The sequence below is a fragment of the Nonomuraea sp. CA-141351 genome (assembly GCF_050944675.1).
Lineage (GTDB): Bacteria > Actinomycetota > Actinomycetes > Streptosporangiales > Streptosporangiaceae > Nonomuraea.
In genome coordinates, this window is record NZ_CP191982.1 from 7567709 (window position 1) to 7587685 (window position 19977).

A 19977-nucleotide genomic window follows, 5' to 3' on the forward strand; every position below is an offset into this window, starting at 1 on the left:
AGCCGCCGGCCGTCCGGCCGGCGGCTCAGCGTCCTTCCGTCGCCAGCAGGTCGTCGATCTCCTTGAGCAGCGCCTGCTTGCGCTCCCCCGCCAGGTAGGACGCCTGGACGCCGTTCTTGGCGAGCTGGGCGAGCTCCTTCGTCCCGAACCCGAAGGTCCGCGCGGCCACCCGGTACTCCTCCGCCAGCGTCGTGGCGAACATGGGCGGGTCGTCGCTGTTGAGCGTCACGTACAACCCCTCCTCCAGCATCCGCGGCAGCGGGTGCTCCTCGATGCTGCCGATCTGGCCCGTGCAGAGGTTGGAGGTGGGGCACACGTCCAGCGGGAGCTGGGTGTCGCGCAGGTGCGCGACCAGGCGCGGGTCCGCGAGGCAGTTGATGCCGTGGCCGATGCGTTCGGCGCCGTAGCCCTCGATGACCTCCCAGATCGTCTCGGGGCCGCTCATCTCGCCGCCGTGCGGCACGCTGTGGAGGCCCGCGGCACGGGCGGCCGAGAACGCCGAGCGGTACGCGTCACGATATTTCGGGCGCTCCTGCTCGATACCGCCGATGCCGAAACCTACCAGCGCGGCGGGAGGTTCCTGGAGCGCGTGCTCCACCGTCACCCTGGCGGCCTCCTCCCCGTACTCGCCGGGGATGTCGAAGATGTAGGCCATCTCCACCCCGTGCTCGCTCAGCGAGCGGCGGGCGGCCAGGTCCAGGGCCTCGGTGACCTCACGCATGGGCATGCCGACGATGTGGTGGGCGTACGGGGTCACCTGCAGCTCCACGTAGCGGGCGCCCTGCGGGGCGAGGTCGCGGGCCAGCCCGAGGACGAGGGTGGCCACGTCCTCGGGCTCGCGGACGAGGTCGTTGACGGCCCGGTACACCTGGGCGAAGTGGGGGAAGTCGCGGAAGGTGTAGAAGAGGCGCAGCTCCTCCTCCGTCGAGGGGACGGGTCCGCCGGGGTGGCGGCGGGAGAGCTCGAGAACGGTGGGGACCGAGGCCGAGCCGATCAGGTGCACGTGGAGCTCGACCTTGGGGAGCTCGTCGATGAAGGCGTCGAGGGTCATGGCGACGACCATACGGCCGGATTTTCCCGAAAAAACAGCATTTGGCGCGAAATTTCACAGAGAAATGTTAGGTTCTGCGGCTGGACTAAGCTTGGTCCCGTGACCAACGCCGAAGCGTACGATCGCGGCTTCGCTCAGCTGAGCTTCCACACCGTCGGCCCCCTCCTCGACCGGGCGTGCGCTCCCCGCCTGCTCGACGTCGGCTGCGGCACGGGCGTGGTCACCGCGGCGGCGCTCGCGTTAGGCGCCGAGGTCACCGCCGTCGACGTCAATCCGGCCATGCTGGAGCTGACCGCCCGGCGCCACCCGTACGCGACGATCCGCGAGGCCGCGCTGCCCGACCTCCCGTTCGAGGACGAGGAGTTCGACGCCATAGCGGGAAATTTCGTCATCAATCACGTGCCCGACACCGCCAAGGCGCTCAAAGAGCTCCACCGCGTGCTGCGCCCGGGCGGCACGCTCGCCCTGACGTGGTGGAAGTCTGACGAGATGACCGCCACCAACGTCTTCGCCGAGGCCATCGCCGCCGCCGAGGTCCCCTACGAGCCCCCTGCCCGGCCGTTCGCCGGCGATGACACGCCGCAGCGCTTCACGGAGCTGCTGGAGGAGGCGGGTTTCGAGGGGGCGGCCGTGGAGACCGTACGCTGGCGCCACCAGGTGGACCTCGCGACGTGGTGGAGCGACATCGTGCAGGCGGGAGGTCCCCGTTTCGCGGTGATCGCCCGGCAGCCGCCGGAGACCGTCGAGCGGATCAGGGCCTGCTACACCCGGCTGGCGGCGCCGTACGAGCAGGAAGGCTTTCCTGTGTGCGCCTTCCTGGCCTACGCCACCCGCTCAGCCCTTTGACCAGGCGGTCACCAGCGGCATCAGCACCCCGTCGACCGACTCCGCCACGAACTCCGGGCCGAACGGCGGCCCCGTGAAGATCATCCGATGCCATACGAGCGCCTCGGCCAGCGCGAAGAGCCGCCCGGGGTCGACCGGCCCGGCCAGCTCCCGGCGCTCCACGGCCCGCTCCAGCAAGGCCCGCACATCGTCGAGATCCTTCGCGGGCATGTGCTCGCGCAGCGTGCGGGCCAGTTCCTGGTTGGACACCAGCGTCGAGGACAGGCCGATGACGAGCGTGTGCTTGCGCTCCACCGCCTGGCACAGCCCGCTGAAGATGGAGACCAGGTCGCCGCGGAGGGACCCTGTGTCTTCTCCCGCGGGCGCGTCCATGTCGAAGCGCCGGCAGATGACGTCCACCACCAGCTCGGGCTTGCCCGCCCATCGCCGGTAGATGGTGGCCTTGCTGGCCTTGGCCCGCTTGGCGATCTGGTCGACCGACATCCGGTCGTAGCCGACCTCCGACAGCAGCTCCATCGTGGCGTCGAGGATGGCCCTTTCACGCCCAGGGTCGAGTGGAGCCACGTGAAAGTCCTTCAGCTGTAGGCGATCTCATCGAATCGTACGCCCGTCAGCTGGGTGGACACGTCCCAGAGCCGCTTGGCGTCCTCTTCGGACCTCGCCCTGGCCGACGGAGTGAAGTGCTTGAGCCTGGGGCCGATGAACTCGCCACCGCGAATATCGGGCGAGGTCGCGGCGTAGAGCGACGGCACTGCTCCGGCCGCGGCCGACTTGAAGAACACACTCATGAGGGGCTGTAGCGGCCCCAGCTTGACGATGTTCGTGGCGGTGGTGCCCGGATGGGTGGCGACGCTGGTGAGGTCAGCTCCGGCCCTCTCAGCGCGTCGCTGGAGCTCCAGGGTGAAGAGCAGGTTGGCCAGCTTCGAGCGTCCATACGCGCTCATCCGGCCGTACCCGTGCTCCAGGGCGAGGTTGTCGAAGTCGATCCTGCCCCCTTTGTGCGCGTCGCTGGAGACGGTGACGACGCGCGCGCCGGGGGCGGCGAGCAGGAGCGGGAGCAGCAGGCCGGTGAGCGCGAAGTGGCCCAGGTGGTTGGTGCCGAACTGCATCTCGAAGCCGTCCTTGGTCTCCCGCCTGGAGATCAGGCCGATGCCCGCGTTGTTGATCAGCAGGTCCACCTTGTCGACGCTCTCGGCGAACCGCCGGACCGAGGCCAGGTCCGCCAGGTCCAGGTGGCCATACTCGACCTGGCCGCCGGGGACCGCCCGCAGGATCTCCGCGACGGCCGCGTCGCCCTTCTCCGGCGAGCGCGCGGCGACGACGACGCGGGCGCCGTGCCTGGCCAGCTCCAGTGCGGTGGGGAGCCCGATGCCGCTGTTGGCACCGGTCACGATGGCGGTCTTGCCGGTCAGGTCGGGCATGGAGTCGGGGGTCCAGCCAGTCATCGCCACTCCTCGGGACGTAGGCGTGTACGAAACCGTTTCGTACACCCTAGCCTAGTCGCCGGCGGGCGTGGCGCTCTTCACGCCGTGTGACCTCCAGCCGCTGTTCGCTCTCGGCGAGCCTCTTGCGAGCCTTGGCCAGCTTCTGCTCCAGCCGGGCCACCCGCTCGGCGCGTTCGTCGTGCTCCTTGACGGCGGCCTCCAGCGCCTCCTGCCACTCTTTGTGCGCGGCCTCGGCCTCCTGGTGCTCCTCGGCCTTCCTGGCCTCGGCCTCCTCGCGCTCTCTCGCCTCCTCTTCCGGAGGCTTGCGCCTGGCGGGCCGCTCGCGGGGGATGGGGGCGGGGGCGAAGCCGCTGTAGTTGAGGGGCTTGGCCAGGCGGCCGGCGCGTACCTGCCCGGCCGCCTCGGCGTCCACGACGGCGGCCTCCAGCGTCTGGTCCACCTCGGCCGCCGCCGCGGATGACAGGCCACCCTGCTGCCTCGCCAGGCGGCCCACCTTGGCCGTCACGTCGCCGCGGCGCCGGGTCAGCTCGGCCAGCGCGCCGGCGTCCTGCTCCTGCCAGGCGGCGCGCAGCCGCTCCCCCACGTCGAGCAGCTCGGCCAGCTCCTCGGGGCGTTCCCGGGAGAGCCTGTTCACGGCCCAGGCGGACACCGTCGGCTTGCGCAGCTTCGCGATCTCGCGCGCGAGCCGTACGTCTCCCGCTTCCTTCGCCGCGCGGGCCTCGGCCTCGCGCGCGGCGGTGAACTCGGACGGCGGCAGGGCATAGAGCCTGCCGGCCACCTCGTCAAGATCCACACAGGACAAATACCCCACATCCGCTGGTTTGTAGCGCATAGTGGAGGCAGTGGCAGTCGAACGGAGGCCCCCCGGTGTTCGAACGCTTCACCGACCGTGCGCGCAGGGTCGTCGTCCTCGCCCAGGAGGAGGCGCGGATGATGAGCCACAACTACATCGGCACGGAGCACATATTGCTCGGCCTGATCCACGAGGGCGAGGGCATGGCCTCCCTGGTGCTGGAGGGCAGCGGCGTGGAGCTCGACCACGTACGTGCCTTCGTCGAGCGCGAGGTGGGCCGTGGCGCCAAGTCGCCCGGCGGGCACATCCCGTTCACGCCGCGCGCCAAGAAGGTGCTGGAGCTGTCGCTGCGCGAGGCCCTGCAACTGCGCCACAACTACATCGGCACCGAGCACATCCTGCTGGGGCTGATCAGGGAGGGCGAGGGGCTGGCCGCGCAGGCGCTCGTGGACGCGGGCGTGGATCTGGCGGACCTACGGCAACGCCTGCTCGACCGCGTGGGGCGCAGCTCCAAGGAGCGCCCGAGCGAGATGTTCTTCGCCGGCGGCTCGGTGCTGGGCGAGCGGCTCACACGGATCGAGGAGAGCCTGGAGCGCATCGAACGCCACCTGGGCATTCATCAGCCGCCCGCCGAGGAGCCTTCCGAAGAGCCGCCGCCGGCCGAAGAGGGCCTAGATCGCTGATGTGAATTTGGGTTAGTGGTCGTAGGCGGTCAGGGACCGTTTCACGGGTGCGTCGGTGTTCCAGTTGTGCCAGATTGCGGCGTTGAGGGCGAGGATGCGCTGGCTGATACGGGCCCAGAGGCCGTCGGGGTGGCGGGCGTTGTGGCGTTCGAGGCCGAGCTGGTTCTTCAGTGTCCAGATGATCGCCTCGATGCGCTGGCGCAGCCAGCCGGGAAAGGGCAGGGCGCGTGCAGGCTCGTCTTCGCGGGTCGGCCGGATCAGGAGATGACCCAGATCGGCGGCGGCCTTCTCGATGCCGGCTCCGGCGAATCCCTTGTCGCACACGATCGGGCATGGCCCGTCGGCTATCTGGTGGACGTGCAGCAGGTGCAGGGCCTGCTTGCGTTCATCGAGCTCTTTGGGGTGGGCCAGGCTGAAGCCGGTCACCGCGCCATCAGCGGTAGTGATCAGCATCAGCTTGGCGCCCCAGTAGAAGGCGTGGTGGGACTTGTCCATGCCGTATCCGGCGATCTCACCCAGGTGTGATCTGTTGACCGTCACTCGCGAGGCGCCGCAGCGGATCGGGGTGCCGTCCATCAGCCGCAAAGGCTCGTGCCAGGTCGGGACCTGGCGGGCCAGCCACAACGCCGCCGCCGACATGGCCGGCCCCAGATCACGCAGTTGCCGGTTGTACTGCGACTGGGACGGCAGCCTGGGGAACAGGTGCCCGATCCGGCTGGCCGCCATCCGCATCCAGCGGCGTTCGTCATCACACCGCAGCAGCACCTGCGCCACTGCCACGACCACCGCCTCGGCCGGGGTCAGCACCGGCGGCCGGCCCCGTCCGCGAGGCCGTCCCCGCGAAGGCATCACGTGATCGTCCAGATGCACATAGAGTGCGGTCAGAAGGGCGTCTAAGTCAGTCTTCACACACCGACAATGGACGCCCTTCGTCACGCCCGCGGCCGATCACCAAAATTTCACATCAGCGATCTAGGCTGACGCCAGCGCGCCGACCGGCAGCCTGGCCTCCATCACGCCGGGGTCCTCGGTGTAGCCGAGCGTGGCTCCCAGGGAGATCAGCAGCCTGCGCATCCTGGCGTTGTCGGAGAGCAAGGTGGCCCTGACCTCCGCGTACCCGAGGTCGCGGGCCGCCCGCACCAGCATCCTCGCCATCGCCGTGCCCAGACCGCGCCCCTGCCAGCGGTCCTCGACCAGGAAGGACATCTCGGCGATGCCGGGGTCGGGGGTGAACATGAGGTTCGCCATGCCCACGACCTGCCCGTCGTGCCCGGCGACCAGCGAATATCCCCTGCTCCTGTCGCACAGCCGGTCGAACATGCGCGCCGGCAGCGCGGGCATCGAGGTGAAGTAACGGAACCTGCGCGACTCCGGCGAGCACCTGTCGTGCAGGTCGCGCACGGCCTCGCGATAGATAGAGGTGAGCGGGCGGACCGTGGCCTCCGCGCCGTCGGCGAGCTTGATCGCGCGCTCGGCCGTGGCCTGCTCGGTGGCGGGCTGGGCGAGCCGGGCGAAGGAGGCCGCCCTGGCCGCCTCGGTCAGCGTGAACGGCAGCTCCGCGCGGCGCAGCCGTACCGCCCGCCTGGGGGCCACGGGCACGACGAGCTGGGTCGGGTCGGGAAGATCACTCACCGCTTCACCATAGATCCACCTGGCGTCGTCGGCGCGCAGCAACTCGGCCAGGAGCTCGGGCAGCCGCCACGGCATGGCACGCAGCCGGGAGGCCAGCAGCAGCGCCCTGGTGGGCTCGTCGGTCAGCTCGTGAGCGGTGGCGGGGACCACCTGGACCCGGCGGCCGCCGGCCGCCTCCAGCGCCTCGCGCACCGTCTCGGGGTTGGCGGGGATGTCGGCGACGAACTCGTCGACAGTGCCGTCCGCGTCAGACTGCACGCTCAGGCCGAGGATGTTGCCGCCCCTGGCCGCCAGGGCCGCGGCGAGTGAGGCCAGCCGGCCGGGTCGCTCGTCCACCGTGGTGCGGATGCGCAAGAATCCCATGCACAAGAGCATGACCGGCGGCTGTTACACATCCGCTAACGATGTGTTTCATCGCGTATTTTATCGCGAGATGCGACGATATATCCCGATTTTGCCTGACCTCTCGCCCCCGGCCCCTCATGGGCACCACCCCACACCGCCGCCGGAGCGCCACCCCGGCCGCCACGGGACGTGACGCCCACAGCCCCTGCAGCACTCCCTCAGGGCGCAGCATGCGCGCCTCCACCCCGCTTGTCGCAGGTCACCGGACTGGACGGGAAGATGTACGGCGGGCTCGGTGCGCGCGAGCCGGATCCACCACTGAGAAAGGGAACCTCATGAACATCCTCTTCCGAGGAGGCCGCGTCTTCACCCCGGAAGGCGTGCGGGCCGAGGCGGTGCTGGTGAGCGATGGCGTGATCGCAGCTGTGGGCGCGGAAGGCGAGCTGGCCCGCCGGGCGCCGTCCCACGAGACGGTCGACCTGGACGGCGGACTGCTGGTGCCGGGGTTCACCGACGCGCACGTGCACCCCGTCCAGGCAGGCCTCGAACGGGCAAAGTGCGATTTGTCCGAGCATTTCGGTCTTGACGCGTACATAGCCGAGATAGCTGACTATGCCGCGAAGAATCCCGGCAAAGAGTGGATCGATGGCGGCGGCTGGGACATGTCGGCGTTCCCCGGCGGCCTCCCCCACCGCGAACAGCTCGACTTCCTCGATCGCCCCGCGTACCTCATCCAGCGTGACCACCACGCCGCCTGGGTCAACACCCGAGCCCTGGAACGAGCCGGCATCACGAAGGACACGCCGGACCCGGCCGACGGCCGCATCGAGCGCGACGCCGCAGGCGAGCCCACCGGGGTCCTGCACGAGGGCGCGATGGACCTCGTCGGCCTGCTCACCCCCCGCCCGACCTCCCAGGACCTGGAGGACGCGCTGGCGGACGCGCAGCAGCACCTGTTCTCCCTGGGCATCACAGGCTGGCAGGACGCCATCGTGGGCTCCTACGCGGGCTCCCAGGACCAACTGCCCACCTACCTGGCCGCGGCCCGCTCAGGCAGGCTCAGGGCCCGCGTGGTGGGTGCGCTGTGGTGGGACAGGACACGTGGCCTGGACCAGATGGAGGAGCTGGTCGAGCGCCGTGCCGCCGCCGAGGGCCTCGACCGCTTCAGTGCCACCTCGGTCAAGATCATGCAGGACGGCATCACGGAGAACTTCACCGCCGCCACGCTGGAGCCGTACTGCCTGTGCGGCGGCACGGGCCTGTCGTACGTGGACCCGCAGAAGCTCAAGGAGTACGTCGCCGAGCTGGACAGGCTCGGCTTCCAGGTGCACTTCCACGCCATCGGCGAGCGGGCGGCGCGCGAGGCCCTGGACAGCCTCGAGGGCACGAACCCCGGCAACCGGCACCACATCGCCCACCTGCAGATCATCGAGCCGTCGGACGTGCCGCGCTTCGCCGCGCTGGGCGTCACGGCCAACCTGCAGCCGCTGTGGGCCACGCACCACGCCCAGATGGACGAGCTGACGCTGCCGTACCTGGGGGAGCCGCGTTCGTCGTGGCAGTACCCGTTCGCGGACCTGCTGGCGCACGGCACCCGCTTCTGCGCGGGCAGCGACTGGCCGGTCTCGAACGCCGACCCGATGCAGGGCATGCACGTCGCGGTCAACCGTACGGAGCCGGGCGGCTCCGTCCACGCGGACTACCCGACCGCGCAGACCCCGTTCCTGCCCGGCCAGCGCATCGACCTGGCCACCGCCATGACGGCCTACACGGCGGGCTCGGCCTGGATCAACCGCTCCCCCGCCGGCGCCGTCGAGCCGGGCCGCCCCGCCGACCTGGTGGTGCTGGACCGCGACCCGTTCGAGCTCCCGGCCGGCGACATCTGGACGACGCGGGCACGCATGACGTTCGTGGACGGCGACGCGGTCTACGAGCGCCGCTGAGCAGCCCGGAAACGGCGAAAGGGCCTCGGCAGACCCGAGACCCTTTCGCCGAACCCAGCCACTACCAGGGGGACTTGTTGTTACGCAGGCGCTCCAGTGCCTCCTCGAGGATCGCCTTGCCGTCCTTGTCGCTCCTGCGCTCCTTCACGTAGGCAAGATGCGTCTTGTACGGCTCGTTCTTCGGCGGGGCAGGTGGGGCCGACTCGTCCTGTCCGGCAGGAAGGCCACAACGCGGACAGTCCCATGTCTCGGGGACCGCCGCGTCACTGGCGAAACTGGGGCGCGTCTCGTGCATGTTGGCGCACCAGAACGAGACCCGCACTCTCGGAGCTGCCTCGCCGCGCTCGGCCTCCCCCATAGGGCCGGCGCCGACTCGGCTGCCACGGATCGCGTTGCCACTACCCACGGATGAACTCCTCGCTCGATCGCCCCGCGCGCAGACACGGGGGGAGAATCACTGTCACGCGTTAACTTGTTGCTCAGGGCTTCATGAGCAAGCCGAGAGCGATGATGCAGACGAACCAGACCGTGCCCGTGATGACGGTCAGCCGGTCGAGGTTGCGCTCCACCACCGAGGAACCACCGAAGTTCGACGAGAAACCGCCGCCGAACATGTCAGACAGGCCGCCACCCTTGCCCTTGTGGAGCAGCACGAGCAGGATCATGAGACCGCTCGCCAGGATGAGGGCGATGGAGATTCCGATTTCCACGGTATGCCTGTTCCTTCAATGCTCTGTTACGCGTGACGATTCAAACTTGCCTTCTGAGGGTACGGCCTGTTGTCAAGTCGCACCCCCAGAACGGCTCAGTTAGCCTGGCATATCGTAGAAACGGCAGATCTTCGTGAACTCCCCGGCGTCGATGCTGGCGCCGCCCACGAGCGCGCCGTCGACATCGGGTTGAGCCATGATCCCCGCGATATTGCCTGACTTGACCGAGCCTCCGTAAAGGATACGGACCCCGGAGGCCACTTCGGAGTCGTAGAGCTCAGCGAGTCTCACTCGCAGCGCGCCACAGACCTCCTGGGCGTCCTCCGGGGTGGCCACCTCGCCGGTGCCGATCGCCCACACCGGCTCGTAGGCCACCACTATCGATTTTGCCTGCTCGGCGGTGATTTTGCGCAGCGCGCCGTCGAGTTGACCGAGACTGTGCGCGATGTGGCCGCCCTCTTGGCGCACCGCCAGCCCCTCTCCTACGCAGAGGATCGGGGTGAGCGAGTGGCGGTAGGCGGCCTGCACCTTGGCGTTGACGAGGTCGTCGTCCTCGTCGTGGTACTGCCTGCGCTCGGAGTGGCCGATGGTCACGTACGTACAGCCGAGCTTGGCCAGCATGGCGCCCGAGATCTCACCGGTGTAGGCACCCGCGTCGTGCTGCGACAGGTCCTGCGCCCCGTACTCGATCCTGAGCTTGTCACCGTCGACCAGCGTCTGCACGCTGCGCAGATCGGTGTACGGCGGCAGGACGGCGACCTCGACCTTGTCGAAGTCCTTGTCATTGAGTGCGAAGGCGAGCTTCTGGACCAGCGCGATGGCCTCGAGATGGTTGAGGTTCATCTTCCAGTTGCCGGCGATGAGCGGCTTCCGCGTGCTCATAGGTAGCTCAGTCCTCCAGCGCCGCGAGTCCGGGAAGGGTCTTGCCCTCAAGGTATTCGAGGCTGGCCCCGCCACCGGTGGAGATGTGGGAGAAGCCGTCCTCGGGAAGATCCAGCTTCCGTACGGCGGCCGCCGAGTCGCCGCCGCCCACCACGGTGAAGGCGTCCCCGCCGCTCGTGCGGGCGATCAGCGCCTCGGCCACCGCCCTGGTGCCGCCGGAGAACGCGTCGAACTCGAACACGCCCATGGGGCCGTTCCAGAAGACGGTCCTGGCGTCGGCCAGCTTGGAGGCGAACAGCTCGCGAGTCTTGGGCCCGATGTCGAGACCCTCCCGGTCGGCCGGGATCGCGGTGGCCTCCACCACGTCGTGCTCGGCGTCCGGCGCGAACGTGACCGCCGCCAGAATGTCGACGGGCAGCACCAGGTCGACGCCGCGCTCGACGGCCTCGTTGAGGAAGCCGCGCACCTGGTCGAGCTGGTCCTCCTGGAGCAGCGACTTGCCGACCTCGTAGCCCTGGGCCTTGAGGAACGTGTACGCCATGCCGCCGCCGATCAGCAGCCGGTCGACCTTGGTCAGCAGGTTGGCGATGACGCCGAGCTTGTCGGAGACCTTGGCGCCGCCCAGCACCACGGCGTAGGGCCGCTCGGGGCTCTCGGTCAGCTTCTTCAGCACCTCGACCTCGGCCACGACGAGCCCGCCCGCCGCGTGCGGCAGCAGCTTGGGCACGTCGTAGACGCTGGCGTGCTTGCGGTGCACCGCGCCGAACCCGTCGCCCACGTAGAGCTCGGCCAGCCCGGCCAGCTTCTCCGCGAACGCGGCCCGCTCGGCGTCGTCCTTGGACTCCTCGCCCGGCTCGTAGCGCAGGTTCTCCAGCAGCGCCACCTGGCCGTCCTGGAGCGTTTCAACCGTGCTACGGGCGCTGTCGCCGACCACGTCGGTGGCGAAGGCGACCTCCTCGCCGAGCAGCTCGCCCAGGCGCCTGGCCACCGGCCTGAGCGAGTACTTCGGATCCACCTTGCCCTTGGGCCTGCCCAGATGGGCACAGACGACGACCTTGGCGCCACCTTCCACCAGCGTCTTGATCGTCGGCACCGACGCCCGGATGCGGCCGTCGTCGGTGATCGTCTCCCCGTCGAGGGGGACGTTGAGGTCGGCGCGCACGAGCACGCGCCGCCCCTTAACGTCGAGATCGTCGAGCGTGCGCATGCTCATGCTCCTGTTCATGGCCTCCACTCCGTGGAGGCGGCTCGGTCGCTGGGGAGCCGCTGCCTTCCCTCGTCACTCCGGTCGCTACGCTCCCTACGCTCCTCAGTCCAGACAACGGCGCTACCGTGTCCACAGCCTCACTCCATGAGGCGGGCTCGGTCGCTAGGAAGCCGCTGCCTTCCCTCGTCACTCCGGTCGCTACGCTCCCTACGCTCCTCAGTCCAGACAACGGCGCTACCGTGTCCACAGCCTCACTCCATGAGGCGGGCTCGGTCGCTAGGAAGCCGCTGCCTTCCCTCGTCACTCCGGTCGCTACGCTCCCTACGCTCCTCAGTCCAGACAACGGCGCTCCCTCGCGGGGTGCCGGTGGGATCAGAGACCGCGGCCGACCAGTTCGATCAGGTCGGCGAGGCGGTTGGAGTAGCCCCACTCGTTGTCGTACCAGCCGACGACCTTGACCTGGTTGCCGATCACCTTGGTCAGACCGGCGTCGAAGATGCACGAGGCCGGGTCGGTGACGATGTCGGAGGAGACGATCTCGTCCTCGGTGTAGCTGATGATGCCCTTGAGCGGACCCTCGGCGGCGGCCTTGACCGCGGCGTTGACCTCCTCGACGGTGACGTCGCGGCTCACGTCGACAGTGAGGTCGGTGGCCGAGCCGGTGGGGATCGGCACGCGCATGGCGAAGCCGTCGAGCTTGCCCTTGAGCTCGGGCAGGACCAGACCGATGGCCTTGGCGGCACCGGTGGAGGTGGGCACCACGTTGAGCGCGGCGGCGCGGGCGCGGCGCAGGTCCTTGTGCGGGCCGTCCTGAAGGTTCTGGTCCTGCGTGTACGCGTGGATGGTGGTCATCAGACCCTTCTCGATGGTGAAGGTGTCGTGGAGGACCTTGGCCATCGGCGCCAGGCAGTTGGTGGTGCAGGAGGCGTTGGAGATGATCGTGTGGCTGGCCGGGTCGTAGGCCCCTTCGTTGACTCCGAGGACGATCGTGACGTCCTCGTTCTTCGCCGGGGCGGAGATGATGACCTTCTTCGCGCCGTTCTCGGCGTGCACCCTGGCCTTGTTGGCGTCGGTGAACAGGCCGGTCGACTCCACGACCACGTCGACGCCGAGGTCGCCCCAGGGCAGCTTGCCCGGGTCGCGCTCCTCGAAGACCTTGATCGCCTTGCCGTCGACGGTGATCTCGTCGGTGTTGGCCTTCACCTCGTACGGCAGGCGGCCCAGGATGCTGTCGTACTTCAGCAGGTGAGCGAGTGTCGCGTTGTCGGTCAGGTCGTTGACCGCGACGATCTCGATGTCCTTGCCGCTGGCGGCGACAGCGCGCCAGAAGTTGCGACCGATGCGGCCGAAGCCGTTGACGCCTACGCGGATGCTCACGGGAACCGATCTCCTCGAAACCAGATGGCGGGCTGAAACCTCAACCACGAACCTTATCGGACTGAAATTGGTTTAGACCACTAGAGGTACCCACTCCGAATCGGCGTTCGGGAGGCACGTTTTGCGACGTTCGAGTAAAGTGCCCGACTCATCGATGTAAATTCGTGCATTCTCTGGGGGCTGAGATGTCACATAACCGGTCCGGCCTGCTGCCCGGCCTAGTCGCAGGGCTACTGGCCGCACTGGTCTGCGCGGCCGCTCTGGGGGCGGCCGTCCTGTTCCAGACCCGCCTTCCCGCCGCCGTCGCGACGTTCGGGAACGGCCATCCCCTCTCGCTCGTTTCGTCCCTCGCGATCGCGCTGATCGTCGCCCTGGCGATAGGCGCGGTACGCCCCCGCAGCGTCGTCCTGGTCCCCATGGCGGCCCTGTACGCGGGCGCCGCCGTGGCCGCGGGCCAGATCGTGGGATCGTCGATCATGATCGGTGCCACCCTGCGCACCCCTCCGGCCGAGCGCGGCCCCGCGGACCTGGCCGACATCACCCTGGACAACTTCTCCGCCGGCCTCCCCTACGCGCCGTCGCTCTACCGGGACCCGCTGTCGGAGACGTGGGCCGCCTGGCTCTACATCGCCGTGGCCGCCCTCGCCGCCCTCGCCCTGCTCACCCTCCGCGTGACCCGCGTCCGCCGCGCCCAGCGCACCCTGGCGGCCGAGGAGGCGGAGAAGCCGGAGCCCGAGTACCGCGCTCCGTTCGAACCCGCCCAGGCCCCGGCCCCAAAGCCGGCAACGGACCTGTTCACTCCCCGCAAGCCCGCCAAGGACTGAGCCACACCACCCCATCGCGACTCGTCACCGCCAAAGGTGCAGGCCGCACTTCGGCTGGGGGCCCTTGGAGAAGCTCGGGCGGGAAATCGGCCACCGCGGTCTCGGCCACGCCACCCGGCGGCCCCTCCCACCGGCCGCCCGACCGCCCTCGCGCCGTAGCCGTAGGTGCGGACTTCGGCAGGGGTTCCTGGAGAAGCCTCGGGACGGCATGCCACTCGAACCGCACTCGCCCACGCCCGACGACCGGGTGCGACGGTCAGAGCGGCCACGGAGCCGGCCCAGAATGCGCGTCGTCACGGCGACCAGCCCGTGAGCCTTCACGACCGGCCATGACAGACGGCCACCCACGTCGGCGCGTGCGGCCCATCGTGCGCAGCCGTAATGGATGACGGCCCTGATCGGCGCGGCCCACCGTGCGCAGCCGTAACGGACGACGACCCTGATCGGCGCGGCCCATCGTGCGCAGCCGTAATGGATGACGGCCCTGATGGGCGCGGCCCACCGTGCGCAACCGCAACGGACGACGGTTTCGATCGGAGCCCAGCCCCGTGCACGGCCGCAAACGGATCGGCGCTCAGGGGGCGAGCATGTCGACGGTGAGGTTGGCCTCGGTGTTGGGGATCCCCAGGTCGGAGGCGCGTTTGTCGGCCATGGCGAGCAGGCGGCGGATGCGCCCCGCGATGGCGTCCTTGGTCAGCGGCGGGTCGGCGATCTGCCCCAGCTCCTCCAGGGACGCCTGCTTGTGCTCCACCCGCAGCCGCCCCGCCACCACCAGGTGGTCCGGCGCCTCCTCCCCGAGGATCTCCAGCGCCCGCTGCACCCGCGCCCCGGCCGCGACCGCCGCACGGGCCGAGCGCCGCAGGTTGGCGTCGTCGAAGTTGGCCAGCCGGTTGGCGGTGGCGCGCACCTCGCGGCGCATCCGGCGTTCCTCCCAGGCCAGCACGCTGTCGTGGGCCCCCAAGCGGGTGAGCAGCGCGCTGATCGCGTCGCCGTCGCGCACCACGACGCGGTCCACTCCGCGCACCTCGCGCGCCTTGGCGTGGATCTTGAGGCGCCGCGCCGAGCCCACCAGCGCGAGCGCCGCCTCCGGGCCTGGACAGGTGACCTCGAGCGACATCGAGCGCCCCGGCTCGGTGAGCGAGCCGTGCGCCAGGAACGCGCCGCGCCAGGCGGCCTCCGCGTCACAGGAGGCGCCCGCCACGACCTGGCGGGGCAGGCCGCGCACCGGGCGGCCGTGGTTGTCGATCAGTCCCGTCTGACGGGCCAGGGCCTCGCCGTCGCGGTAGACGCGTACGACGTAGCGCGACCCCTTACGCAGCCCGGCGGGCGCGAGCACGAGCACCTCGGCCTTGTGCCCGAACACCTCACCGATGTCCTTGATCAGCCGCCGCGCGGTGGCGTTGGTGTCGAGCTCGGCCTCGATCACGATCCGCCCGCCCACCAGATGGAGGCCGCTGGCGAACCGCAGCAGCGTCGAAACCTCCGCCTTGCGGCAGCACGGCTTCAGCACCGGCAGGCGGCTCAGCTCGTCCTTCACCACACCTGTCATGGCCATGCGTTAGTCCTCTCCCCCATTCAGACCGGCTCTCAGCAGTCTCTCGCACCTTCGCACCGCGCCGGCCAGGATCAACGCTTCTGGAGGAAAATCTCGTCCAGGACGGAGGCAAGACGTCGTGGGTCATGCCTCGGCGAGCCGTCGGCGGCGGCCACGTCGGCCATCACCAGCTGCGCGCCGAGCGCCCCGGCGGCCTTCTCCAGCGCACCCGGGTCGTCCACCACCCCGGTGTCCGCGAGCACGACGTCGATCGCCAGGTCGGGGGCGTGTTGTCCGAGCACCTCCAGGTGTTGCTGGGGGGAGAAGTCATCGGTCTCACCCGGCTGGGGGGCCAGGTTGAGCGTGACGAGCCGCCGGGCCTTGGTCGCGTGCAGCGCCCTTGCGAGCTCGGGCACCTTGAGGTGCGGCAGCACGCTGGTGAACCACGACCCCGGCCCGAACACCACCCAGTCGGCCTCCAGCACCGCCTCGATCGCCTCGGGCCGCGCGGGCGGGTCCTCGGGCACGAGGGAGATCGCCTGCACGCGTCCTGGCGTCAGCGCGCAGGCCACCTGCCCGCGCACGGTCGAGATGACACCGTCGAGCTCGACCTCGGCCACGATGTCGAGCGGCACCGACGCCATCGGCAGCACGCGGCCGTGCGCGCCCAGCAGCCGCCCGACCCAGTCGAGCCCGGCCACGGGGTCGCCGAGCAGCTCCCACAGGGCGACGATGAGGAGGTTGCCGACGGCGTGCCCGTGCAGCTCGCCCTCGCTGCGGAAGCGGTGCTGCACGACCTCGCTCCAGGTGCTGCCCCACTCGTCGTCGCCGCACAGCGCGGCGAGCGCCATCCGCAGGTCGCCGGGGGGCAGCACACCGAGCTCGCGCCGCAGCCGCCCGCTGGAGCCGCCGTCGTCGGCGACGGTCACCACGGCCGTCAGCCGATCGGTCACCATCCTTAACGCGGACAGGGACGCGTAGAGCCCGTGCCCGCCGCCCAGAGCCACGACGTGCGGCCCGAACCCCTGCAGCGTCCCCGGGTATGCCCCACGTTCTCCCGGCACCGGGCTCCCCTCAGCCGGACGCGAAAGCCTCACCGGGCACACGCCACCGTCATCGCCGGCCTGCTGTGCACGCCCCGCGAGAGCCGAGCCATCATCAGGCGCTTCTCTCGCCGGCAGACCGCCGTCACTCCCGGACCCGGGAAGATCGCCCTCTACCGGATCCGGCAAACCCGCCGCTGCGCCGCCTTCATCGGTCACTCCCGCCCCACATCCCGGTGACTCACCTGGACCTCCATCTCGCGGTCATGCAGGCGGGCCGCGATCTGCTCGGCCATGGCCACGCTGCGGTGCTTGCCCCCCGTGCAGCCCACCGCCAGCGTGGCGTAGCTCTTGCCCTCGCGGGCGTATCCGGCCGCGATCACCCGCAGGACCTCCTCGTACGCGTCGAGGAACTCCTTGGCCCCCGGCTGCCCCAGCACGTACTCGCTCACCGGCGCGTCGAGCCCGCTCATCGGCCGCAGCTCGGGCACCCAGTGGGGGTTCGGCAGGAACCGGCAGTCGATCACGAGATCGGCGTCCACCGGCAGCCCGTACTTGAACCCGAAGGACACGATGTTGAGCCGCAGCCCCGGCCGGTCCTCGCCGCCGAAGTACGCGACGATCTTGTTGCGCAGGTCGTGAACGTTGTGCGAGGAGGTGTCGATCACCAGGTCGGCGTTGGCCCTGACCTCCCGCAGGATGCCCCGCTCGCGGGTGATCCCGTCGACGAGCCGCCCCTCACCCTGGAGGGGGTGCGGCCTGCGGACGTTCTCGAACCTGCGCACCAGCTCTTCGTCGCTGGCCTCCAGGAACACGACCCGCACCCGCACGCCGCGCCCTTCGAGCTCCTCGATGGCCGCGTTGAGGTCGGTGGTGAAGGCCAGGCTGCGTACGTCCACGACGGCCGCCACCTTGTCCGCGGCCAGCTTGACCTTGCCCGCCTCCTCCGCCATCGCGAACAGCAGCCCCGGCGGCAGGTTGTCGATGACGAACCAGCCCAGGTCCTCGAGCGCTTTGGCGGCTGTGCTGCGCCCCGCCCCTGACATGCCGGTGACGATGACGAACGCCGGCTCGGTGCTCATTTCCTCTCTCCGTCCCGCGCGCCCTGTCCGGGCGCACCACCATAGCGGAGGCACCCGGACACGCCCTGGCGTCCTGGCGAGATCATGGTGACTCTCCCTTCAGCGTCGACACGATGACCTCGGCGATGGACGGGCCGATGCCTGGAACCTCGCAGATCTCCGCGGCAGTGGCCTCGCGTAGTTTCTTCACGGAGCCGAAGTGCTTGAGCAGCGCCTGCCTGCGTGCCGGTCCGAGGCCCGGCACGCTGTCGAGCGCGCTCTCCTTCACCGTCTTGGACCTCTTGGACCGATGGTAGGTGATGGCGAACCTGTGTGCTTCGTCTCGCACGCGTTGCAACAGGTAGAGACCCTCACTTGAACGAGGCATGATCACCGGCTGGTCGTCGCCGGGCAGCCACACCTCCTCCAGCCGCTTGGCCAGCCCGCACACCGACACGTCGTCGATGCCGAGCTCGTCGAGCGCCCGCTGCGCGGCGGCCGCCTGGGGACCCGCGCCGTCGACGACGACGAGATTGGGCGGGTAGGCGAACTTGCGCGGCTTGCCCGTCTCTGGGTCGATGGGGCCGTGGCCGCTGTCGTCGTCGGGAGCCAGCTCGCCGGTGGCCGAGCGCTCCTCGAGGTAGCGGCGGAACCGCCGCATGATCACCTCGTAGATCGACGCGACGTCGCCCTCCTTGCTCTTGATGGCGAAGCGCCGGTATTCGCTCTTGCGCGCCAGCCCGTCCTCGAAGACCACCATCGACGCCACGACGTTCTCACCCTGCAGGTGGGAGACGTCATAGCACTCCATGCGCAGCGGCGCCTGGTCGAGGTCGAGCGCGTCGGCGATCTCCTGCAGCGCCTTGCTCCGCGTGGTCAGGTCGCTGGCACGACGGATCTTGTGCTGCGCGAGCGACTCCTTGGCGTTGCGCTCGACGGTCTCCATCAGCGACCTCTTGTCGCCACGCTGCGGCACGCGCACCTCGACGCGGGCGCGGCGCTGCTCGGTCAGCAGCTCGGCGACCGCCTCGCAGTCGGGCGGCAGCGCGGGTACGAGCACCTCGCGCGGCATCGAGTCGGGGCTCGCCTCGGCATACATCTGGAGGAGGAACTGCTCGACCAGTTCGCCGGGCGAGGTCTCCTCGACCTTGTCCACCACCCAGCCGCGCTGGCCGCGGATGCGACCGCCGCGCACGTAGAAGACCTGAACGGCGGCTTCGAGCGGGTCTTCGGCCAGCGCGATCACGTCGGCGTCGGTCCCCTCGCCGAGCACCACGGCCTGCTTCTCCAGCGCCCGCTGCAGCGCCTGGATGTCGTCGCGGAGCCGGGCCGCGCGCTCGTACTCCTGCTCCCCGGCGGCCTCGCGCATCTCCTTCTCGAGGCGCTTGATGAAGCGACTGGTGTTGCCCGCCATGAAGTCGCAGAAGTCTTCGGCCAGGTCGCGGTGCTCCTCCGGGGTGACTCGGCCGACGCAGGGCGCCGAGCACTTGTCGATGTAGCCGAGCAGGCACGGGCGGCCGATCTGGCCGGCCCGCTTGAACACCCCGGCGCTGCACGTGCGCACCGGGAAGACCCGCAGCAGCAGGTCGACGGTCTCGCGGATGGCCCACGCGTGGGAGTAGGGGCCGAAGTAACGCGTGCCCTTGCGCTTGGCCCCACGCATGACCTGCACCCGGGGGAAATCCTCACCCATGGTGACCGCGAGGTACGGGTACGACTTGTCGTCGCGGTATTTCACGTTGAAGCGCGGGTCGAACTCCTTGATCCAGGAGTATTCGAGCTGCAGCGCCTCGACCTCGGTGCCGACGACGGTCCAGTCGACGTCGGCGGCCGTGGTCAGCATCGACTGGGTGCGCGGGTGGAGCGCGGAGAAGTCGGCGAAGTAGGAATTGAGCCGCTGGCGCAGGCTCTTGGCCTTGCCGACGTAGATCACCCGGCCGTGCGTGTCCCTGAACCGGTAGACCCCTGGGGAATCGGGGATGGAACCCGGCTTGGGCCGGAAACTCAAGGGGCTGCCCGCTGATCTCGCCACGTTCAAAGCCTAGTAGCCCGCACCGACAAGGTGGCCCGCCGTGCCTTCCACCGGCGCGACGGGCCTGCCCACCAGGGGCATCGGGCTACGCGAGGGTGATCTGGTCGCCCTCCACCTTGATCTGCTGGGCGGGCAGCGGTTTGTCGGCCGGCCCGTCCTTGACCGAGCCGTCCGCGATGGCGAACTTGCTGCCATGACACGGGCAGACGATCACCCCGTCCGAGACGTTCCCGACCGTGCACCCGTTGTGCGTGCACACGGCGCTGAACGCCTTGAACTCACCCGACGTGGGCTGGGTGACCACGATCTTCTGATCCTTGAAGACCGTGCCGCCGCCGACGGGGATGTCGGCGGTCTTGGCCAGCGCCCCACCGGCCGGCGCGTTGGACTGCGGCGCGCTCGACCCGGAGGATGCGGGCTGTGTGGTGTCGGTGCTGCCGCCACAGGCGGTGAGCGCCAGCGCCAGACCGCCCGCTCCGACGCCAGCGATCATGACACGGCGACTCTGTACGTCATCTCCCATGGGCTTACCCAACCGCACATAGGTGAGAAATTCATGAGACGCACGC

At 69.6% G+C, this 19977-nt stretch carries 19 protein-coding genes and 1 pseudogene; 4 read left to right on the forward strand and 16 right to left on the reverse strand.

The window, feature by feature from the left end; genetic code table 11:
• Positions 1 to 25: 25 nt before the first annotated feature.
• The gene (gene add, locus ACQPWU_RS35715; RefSeq protein ID WP_433429704.1) at positions 26 to 1051 is read right to left on the reverse strand and encodes an adenosine deaminase; all 1026 of its coding nucleotides are present in this window, start codon (positions 1049 to 1051) and stop codon (positions 26 to 28) included.
• A gap of 99 nt (positions 1052 to 1150) precedes the next feature.
• Here add and ACQPWU_RS35720 point away from each other — a divergent pair, with 99 nt between their 5' ends.
• Positions 1151 to 1897, forward strand: a complete 747-nt coding sequence (locus ACQPWU_RS35720) for a class I SAM-dependent methyltransferase (protein WP_433429705.1) — start codon at positions 1151 to 1153, stop codon at positions 1895 to 1897.
• On the opposite strand, the gene ACQPWU_RS35725 is transcribed toward ACQPWU_RS35720, so the two are convergent.
• Genes ACQPWU_RS35725 through ACQPWU_RS35735 form a run of 3 tightly spaced genes read right to left on the reverse strand, consistent with a single transcriptional unit; the run spans position 1886 to position 4135 of the window.
• The gene (locus ACQPWU_RS35725; RefSeq protein WP_433429707.1) at positions 1886 to 2461 is read right to left on the reverse strand and encodes a TetR/AcrR family transcriptional regulator; all 576 of its coding nucleotides are present in this window, start codon (positions 2459 to 2461) and stop codon (positions 1886 to 1888) included. The two genes, ACQPWU_RS35720 and ACQPWU_RS35725, sit on opposite strands and share 12 nt — an antisense overlap.
• Positions 2462 to 2472: 11 nt before the next feature.
• On the reverse strand, positions 2473 to 3342 hold the full coding sequence (locus tag ACQPWU_RS35730; RefSeq protein WP_433429708.1) for an oxidoreductase: 870 nt from the start codon (positions 3340 to 3342) through the stop codon (positions 2473 to 2475).
• 46 nt (positions 3343 to 3388) lie between these two features.
• Positions 3389 to 4135 carry a hypothetical protein gene (locus ACQPWU_RS35735; protein WP_433429709.1) on the reverse strand — a complete coding sequence of 249 codons (747 nt, stop codon included), beginning with the start codon at positions 4133 to 4135 and terminating at the stop codon, positions 3389 to 3391.
• A gap of 74 nt (positions 4136 to 4209) precedes the next feature.
• On the opposite strand from ACQPWU_RS35735, the pseudogene ACQPWU_RS35740 reads away from it, so the two are divergent.
• Positions 4210 to 4653, forward strand: a pseudogene (locus tag ACQPWU_RS35740) (Clp protease N-terminal domain-containing protein); the annotation flags it as partial.
• Between the two features lie 177 nt (positions 4654 to 4830).
• On the opposite strand, the gene ACQPWU_RS35745 reads toward ACQPWU_RS35740, so the two are convergent.
• Together ACQPWU_RS35745 and ACQPWU_RS35750 are read right to left on the reverse strand one after the other, a co-directional pair.
• A complete protein-coding gene (locus tag ACQPWU_RS35745; RefSeq protein WP_433429273.1) occupies positions 4831 to 5727 on the reverse strand; it encodes a transposase in 897 nt (298 codons plus the stop codon).
• 63 nt (positions 5728 to 5790) lie between these two features.
• On the reverse strand, positions 5791 to 6813 hold the full coding sequence (locus tag ACQPWU_RS35750) for an N-acetyltransferase family protein (protein WP_433429711.1): 1023 nt from the start codon (positions 6811 to 6813) through the stop codon (positions 5791 to 5793).
• Positions 6814 to 7130: 317 nt separating this feature from the next.
• Here ACQPWU_RS35750 and ACQPWU_RS35755 point away from each other — a divergent pair, with 317 nt between their 5' ends.
• Positions 7131 to 8738 (forward strand): amidohydrolase, encoded by a 1608-nt coding sequence (locus tag ACQPWU_RS35755; protein WP_433429712.1) that lies wholly within the window; start codon positions 7131 to 7133, stop codon positions 8736 to 8738.
• 61 nt (positions 8739 to 8799) lie between these two features.
• Here the strand turns inward: ACQPWU_RS35755 and ACQPWU_RS35760 are convergent, their stop codons facing one another.
• From ACQPWU_RS35760 to gap, 5 genes are all read right to left on the reverse strand, one after another.
• On the reverse strand, positions 8800 to 9144 hold the full coding sequence (locus ACQPWU_RS35760) for an RNA polymerase-binding protein RbpA (protein WP_185103360.1): 345 nt from the start codon (positions 9142 to 9144) through the stop codon (positions 8800 to 8802).
• A 73-nt stretch (positions 9145 to 9217) separates the two neighbouring features.
• The gene (gene secG / locus ACQPWU_RS35765) at positions 9218 to 9448 is read right to left on the reverse strand and encodes a preprotein translocase subunit SecG (protein WP_360709283.1); all 231 of its coding nucleotides are present in this window, start codon (positions 9446 to 9448) and stop codon (positions 9218 to 9220) included.
• A 99-nt stretch (positions 9449 to 9547) separates the two neighbouring features.
• Positions 9548 to 10330: a triose-phosphate isomerase gene (gene tpiA, locus ACQPWU_RS35770; RefSeq protein WP_433429715.1), complete on the reverse strand. Its 783-nt coding sequence runs from the start codon at positions 10328 to 10330 to the stop codon at positions 9548 to 9550.
• Between the two features lie 7 nt (positions 10331 to 10337).
• Complete coding sequence (locus ACQPWU_RS35775) at positions 10338 to 11537, reverse strand: phosphoglycerate kinase (RefSeq protein WP_433445372.1); 1200 nt, start codon at positions 11535 to 11537, stop codon at positions 10338 to 10340.
• Between the two features lie 372 nt (positions 11538 to 11909).
• On the reverse strand, positions 11910 to 12914 hold the full coding sequence (gene gap, locus ACQPWU_RS35780; RefSeq protein WP_433429717.1) for a type I glyceraldehyde-3-phosphate dehydrogenase: 1005 nt from the start codon (positions 12912 to 12914) through the stop codon (positions 11910 to 11912).
• A 185-nt stretch (positions 12915 to 13099) separates the two neighbouring features.
• Between gap and ACQPWU_RS35785 the strand changes: the two genes are divergently transcribed.
• Positions 13100 to 13738, forward strand: a complete 639-nt coding sequence (locus ACQPWU_RS35785; protein WP_433429719.1) for a hypothetical protein — start codon at positions 13100 to 13102, stop codon at positions 13736 to 13738.
• A gap of 574 nt (positions 13739 to 14312) precedes the next feature.
• Here the strand turns inward: ACQPWU_RS35785 and whiA are convergent.
• The 5 genes from whiA to ACQPWU_RS35810 form a co-directional block, all read right to left on the reverse strand.
• Positions 14313 to 15293, reverse strand: coding sequence for a DNA-binding protein WhiA (gene whiA / locus ACQPWU_RS35790; RefSeq protein ID WP_090764931.1), 981 nt, complete (start codon positions 15291 to 15293; stop codon positions 14313 to 14315).
• Between the two features lie 71 nt (positions 15294 to 15364).
• A complete protein-coding gene (locus ACQPWU_RS35795; protein WP_433429721.1) occupies positions 15365 to 16336 on the reverse strand; it encodes a gluconeogenesis factor YvcK family protein in 972 nt (323 codons plus the stop codon).
• Positions 16337 to 16530: 194 nt separating this feature from the next.
• Positions 16531 to 17397, reverse strand: a complete 867-nt coding sequence (gene rapZ / locus ACQPWU_RS35800) for an RNase adapter RapZ (protein ID WP_433429723.1) — start codon at positions 17395 to 17397, stop codon at positions 16531 to 16533.
• A gap of 82 nt (positions 17398 to 17479) precedes the next feature.
• Positions 17480 to 19408, reverse strand: coding sequence for an excinuclease ABC subunit UvrC (uvrC, locus tag ACQPWU_RS35805; RefSeq protein WP_433429724.1), 1929 nt, complete (start codon positions 19406 to 19408; stop codon positions 17480 to 17482).
• Positions 19409 to 19493: 85 nt separating this feature from the next.
• Complete coding sequence (locus tag ACQPWU_RS35810; protein ID WP_433429726.1) at positions 19494 to 19901, reverse strand: Rieske (2Fe-2S) protein; 408 nt, start codon at positions 19899 to 19901, stop codon at positions 19494 to 19496.
• Positions 19902 to 19977: the final 76 nt, after the last annotated feature.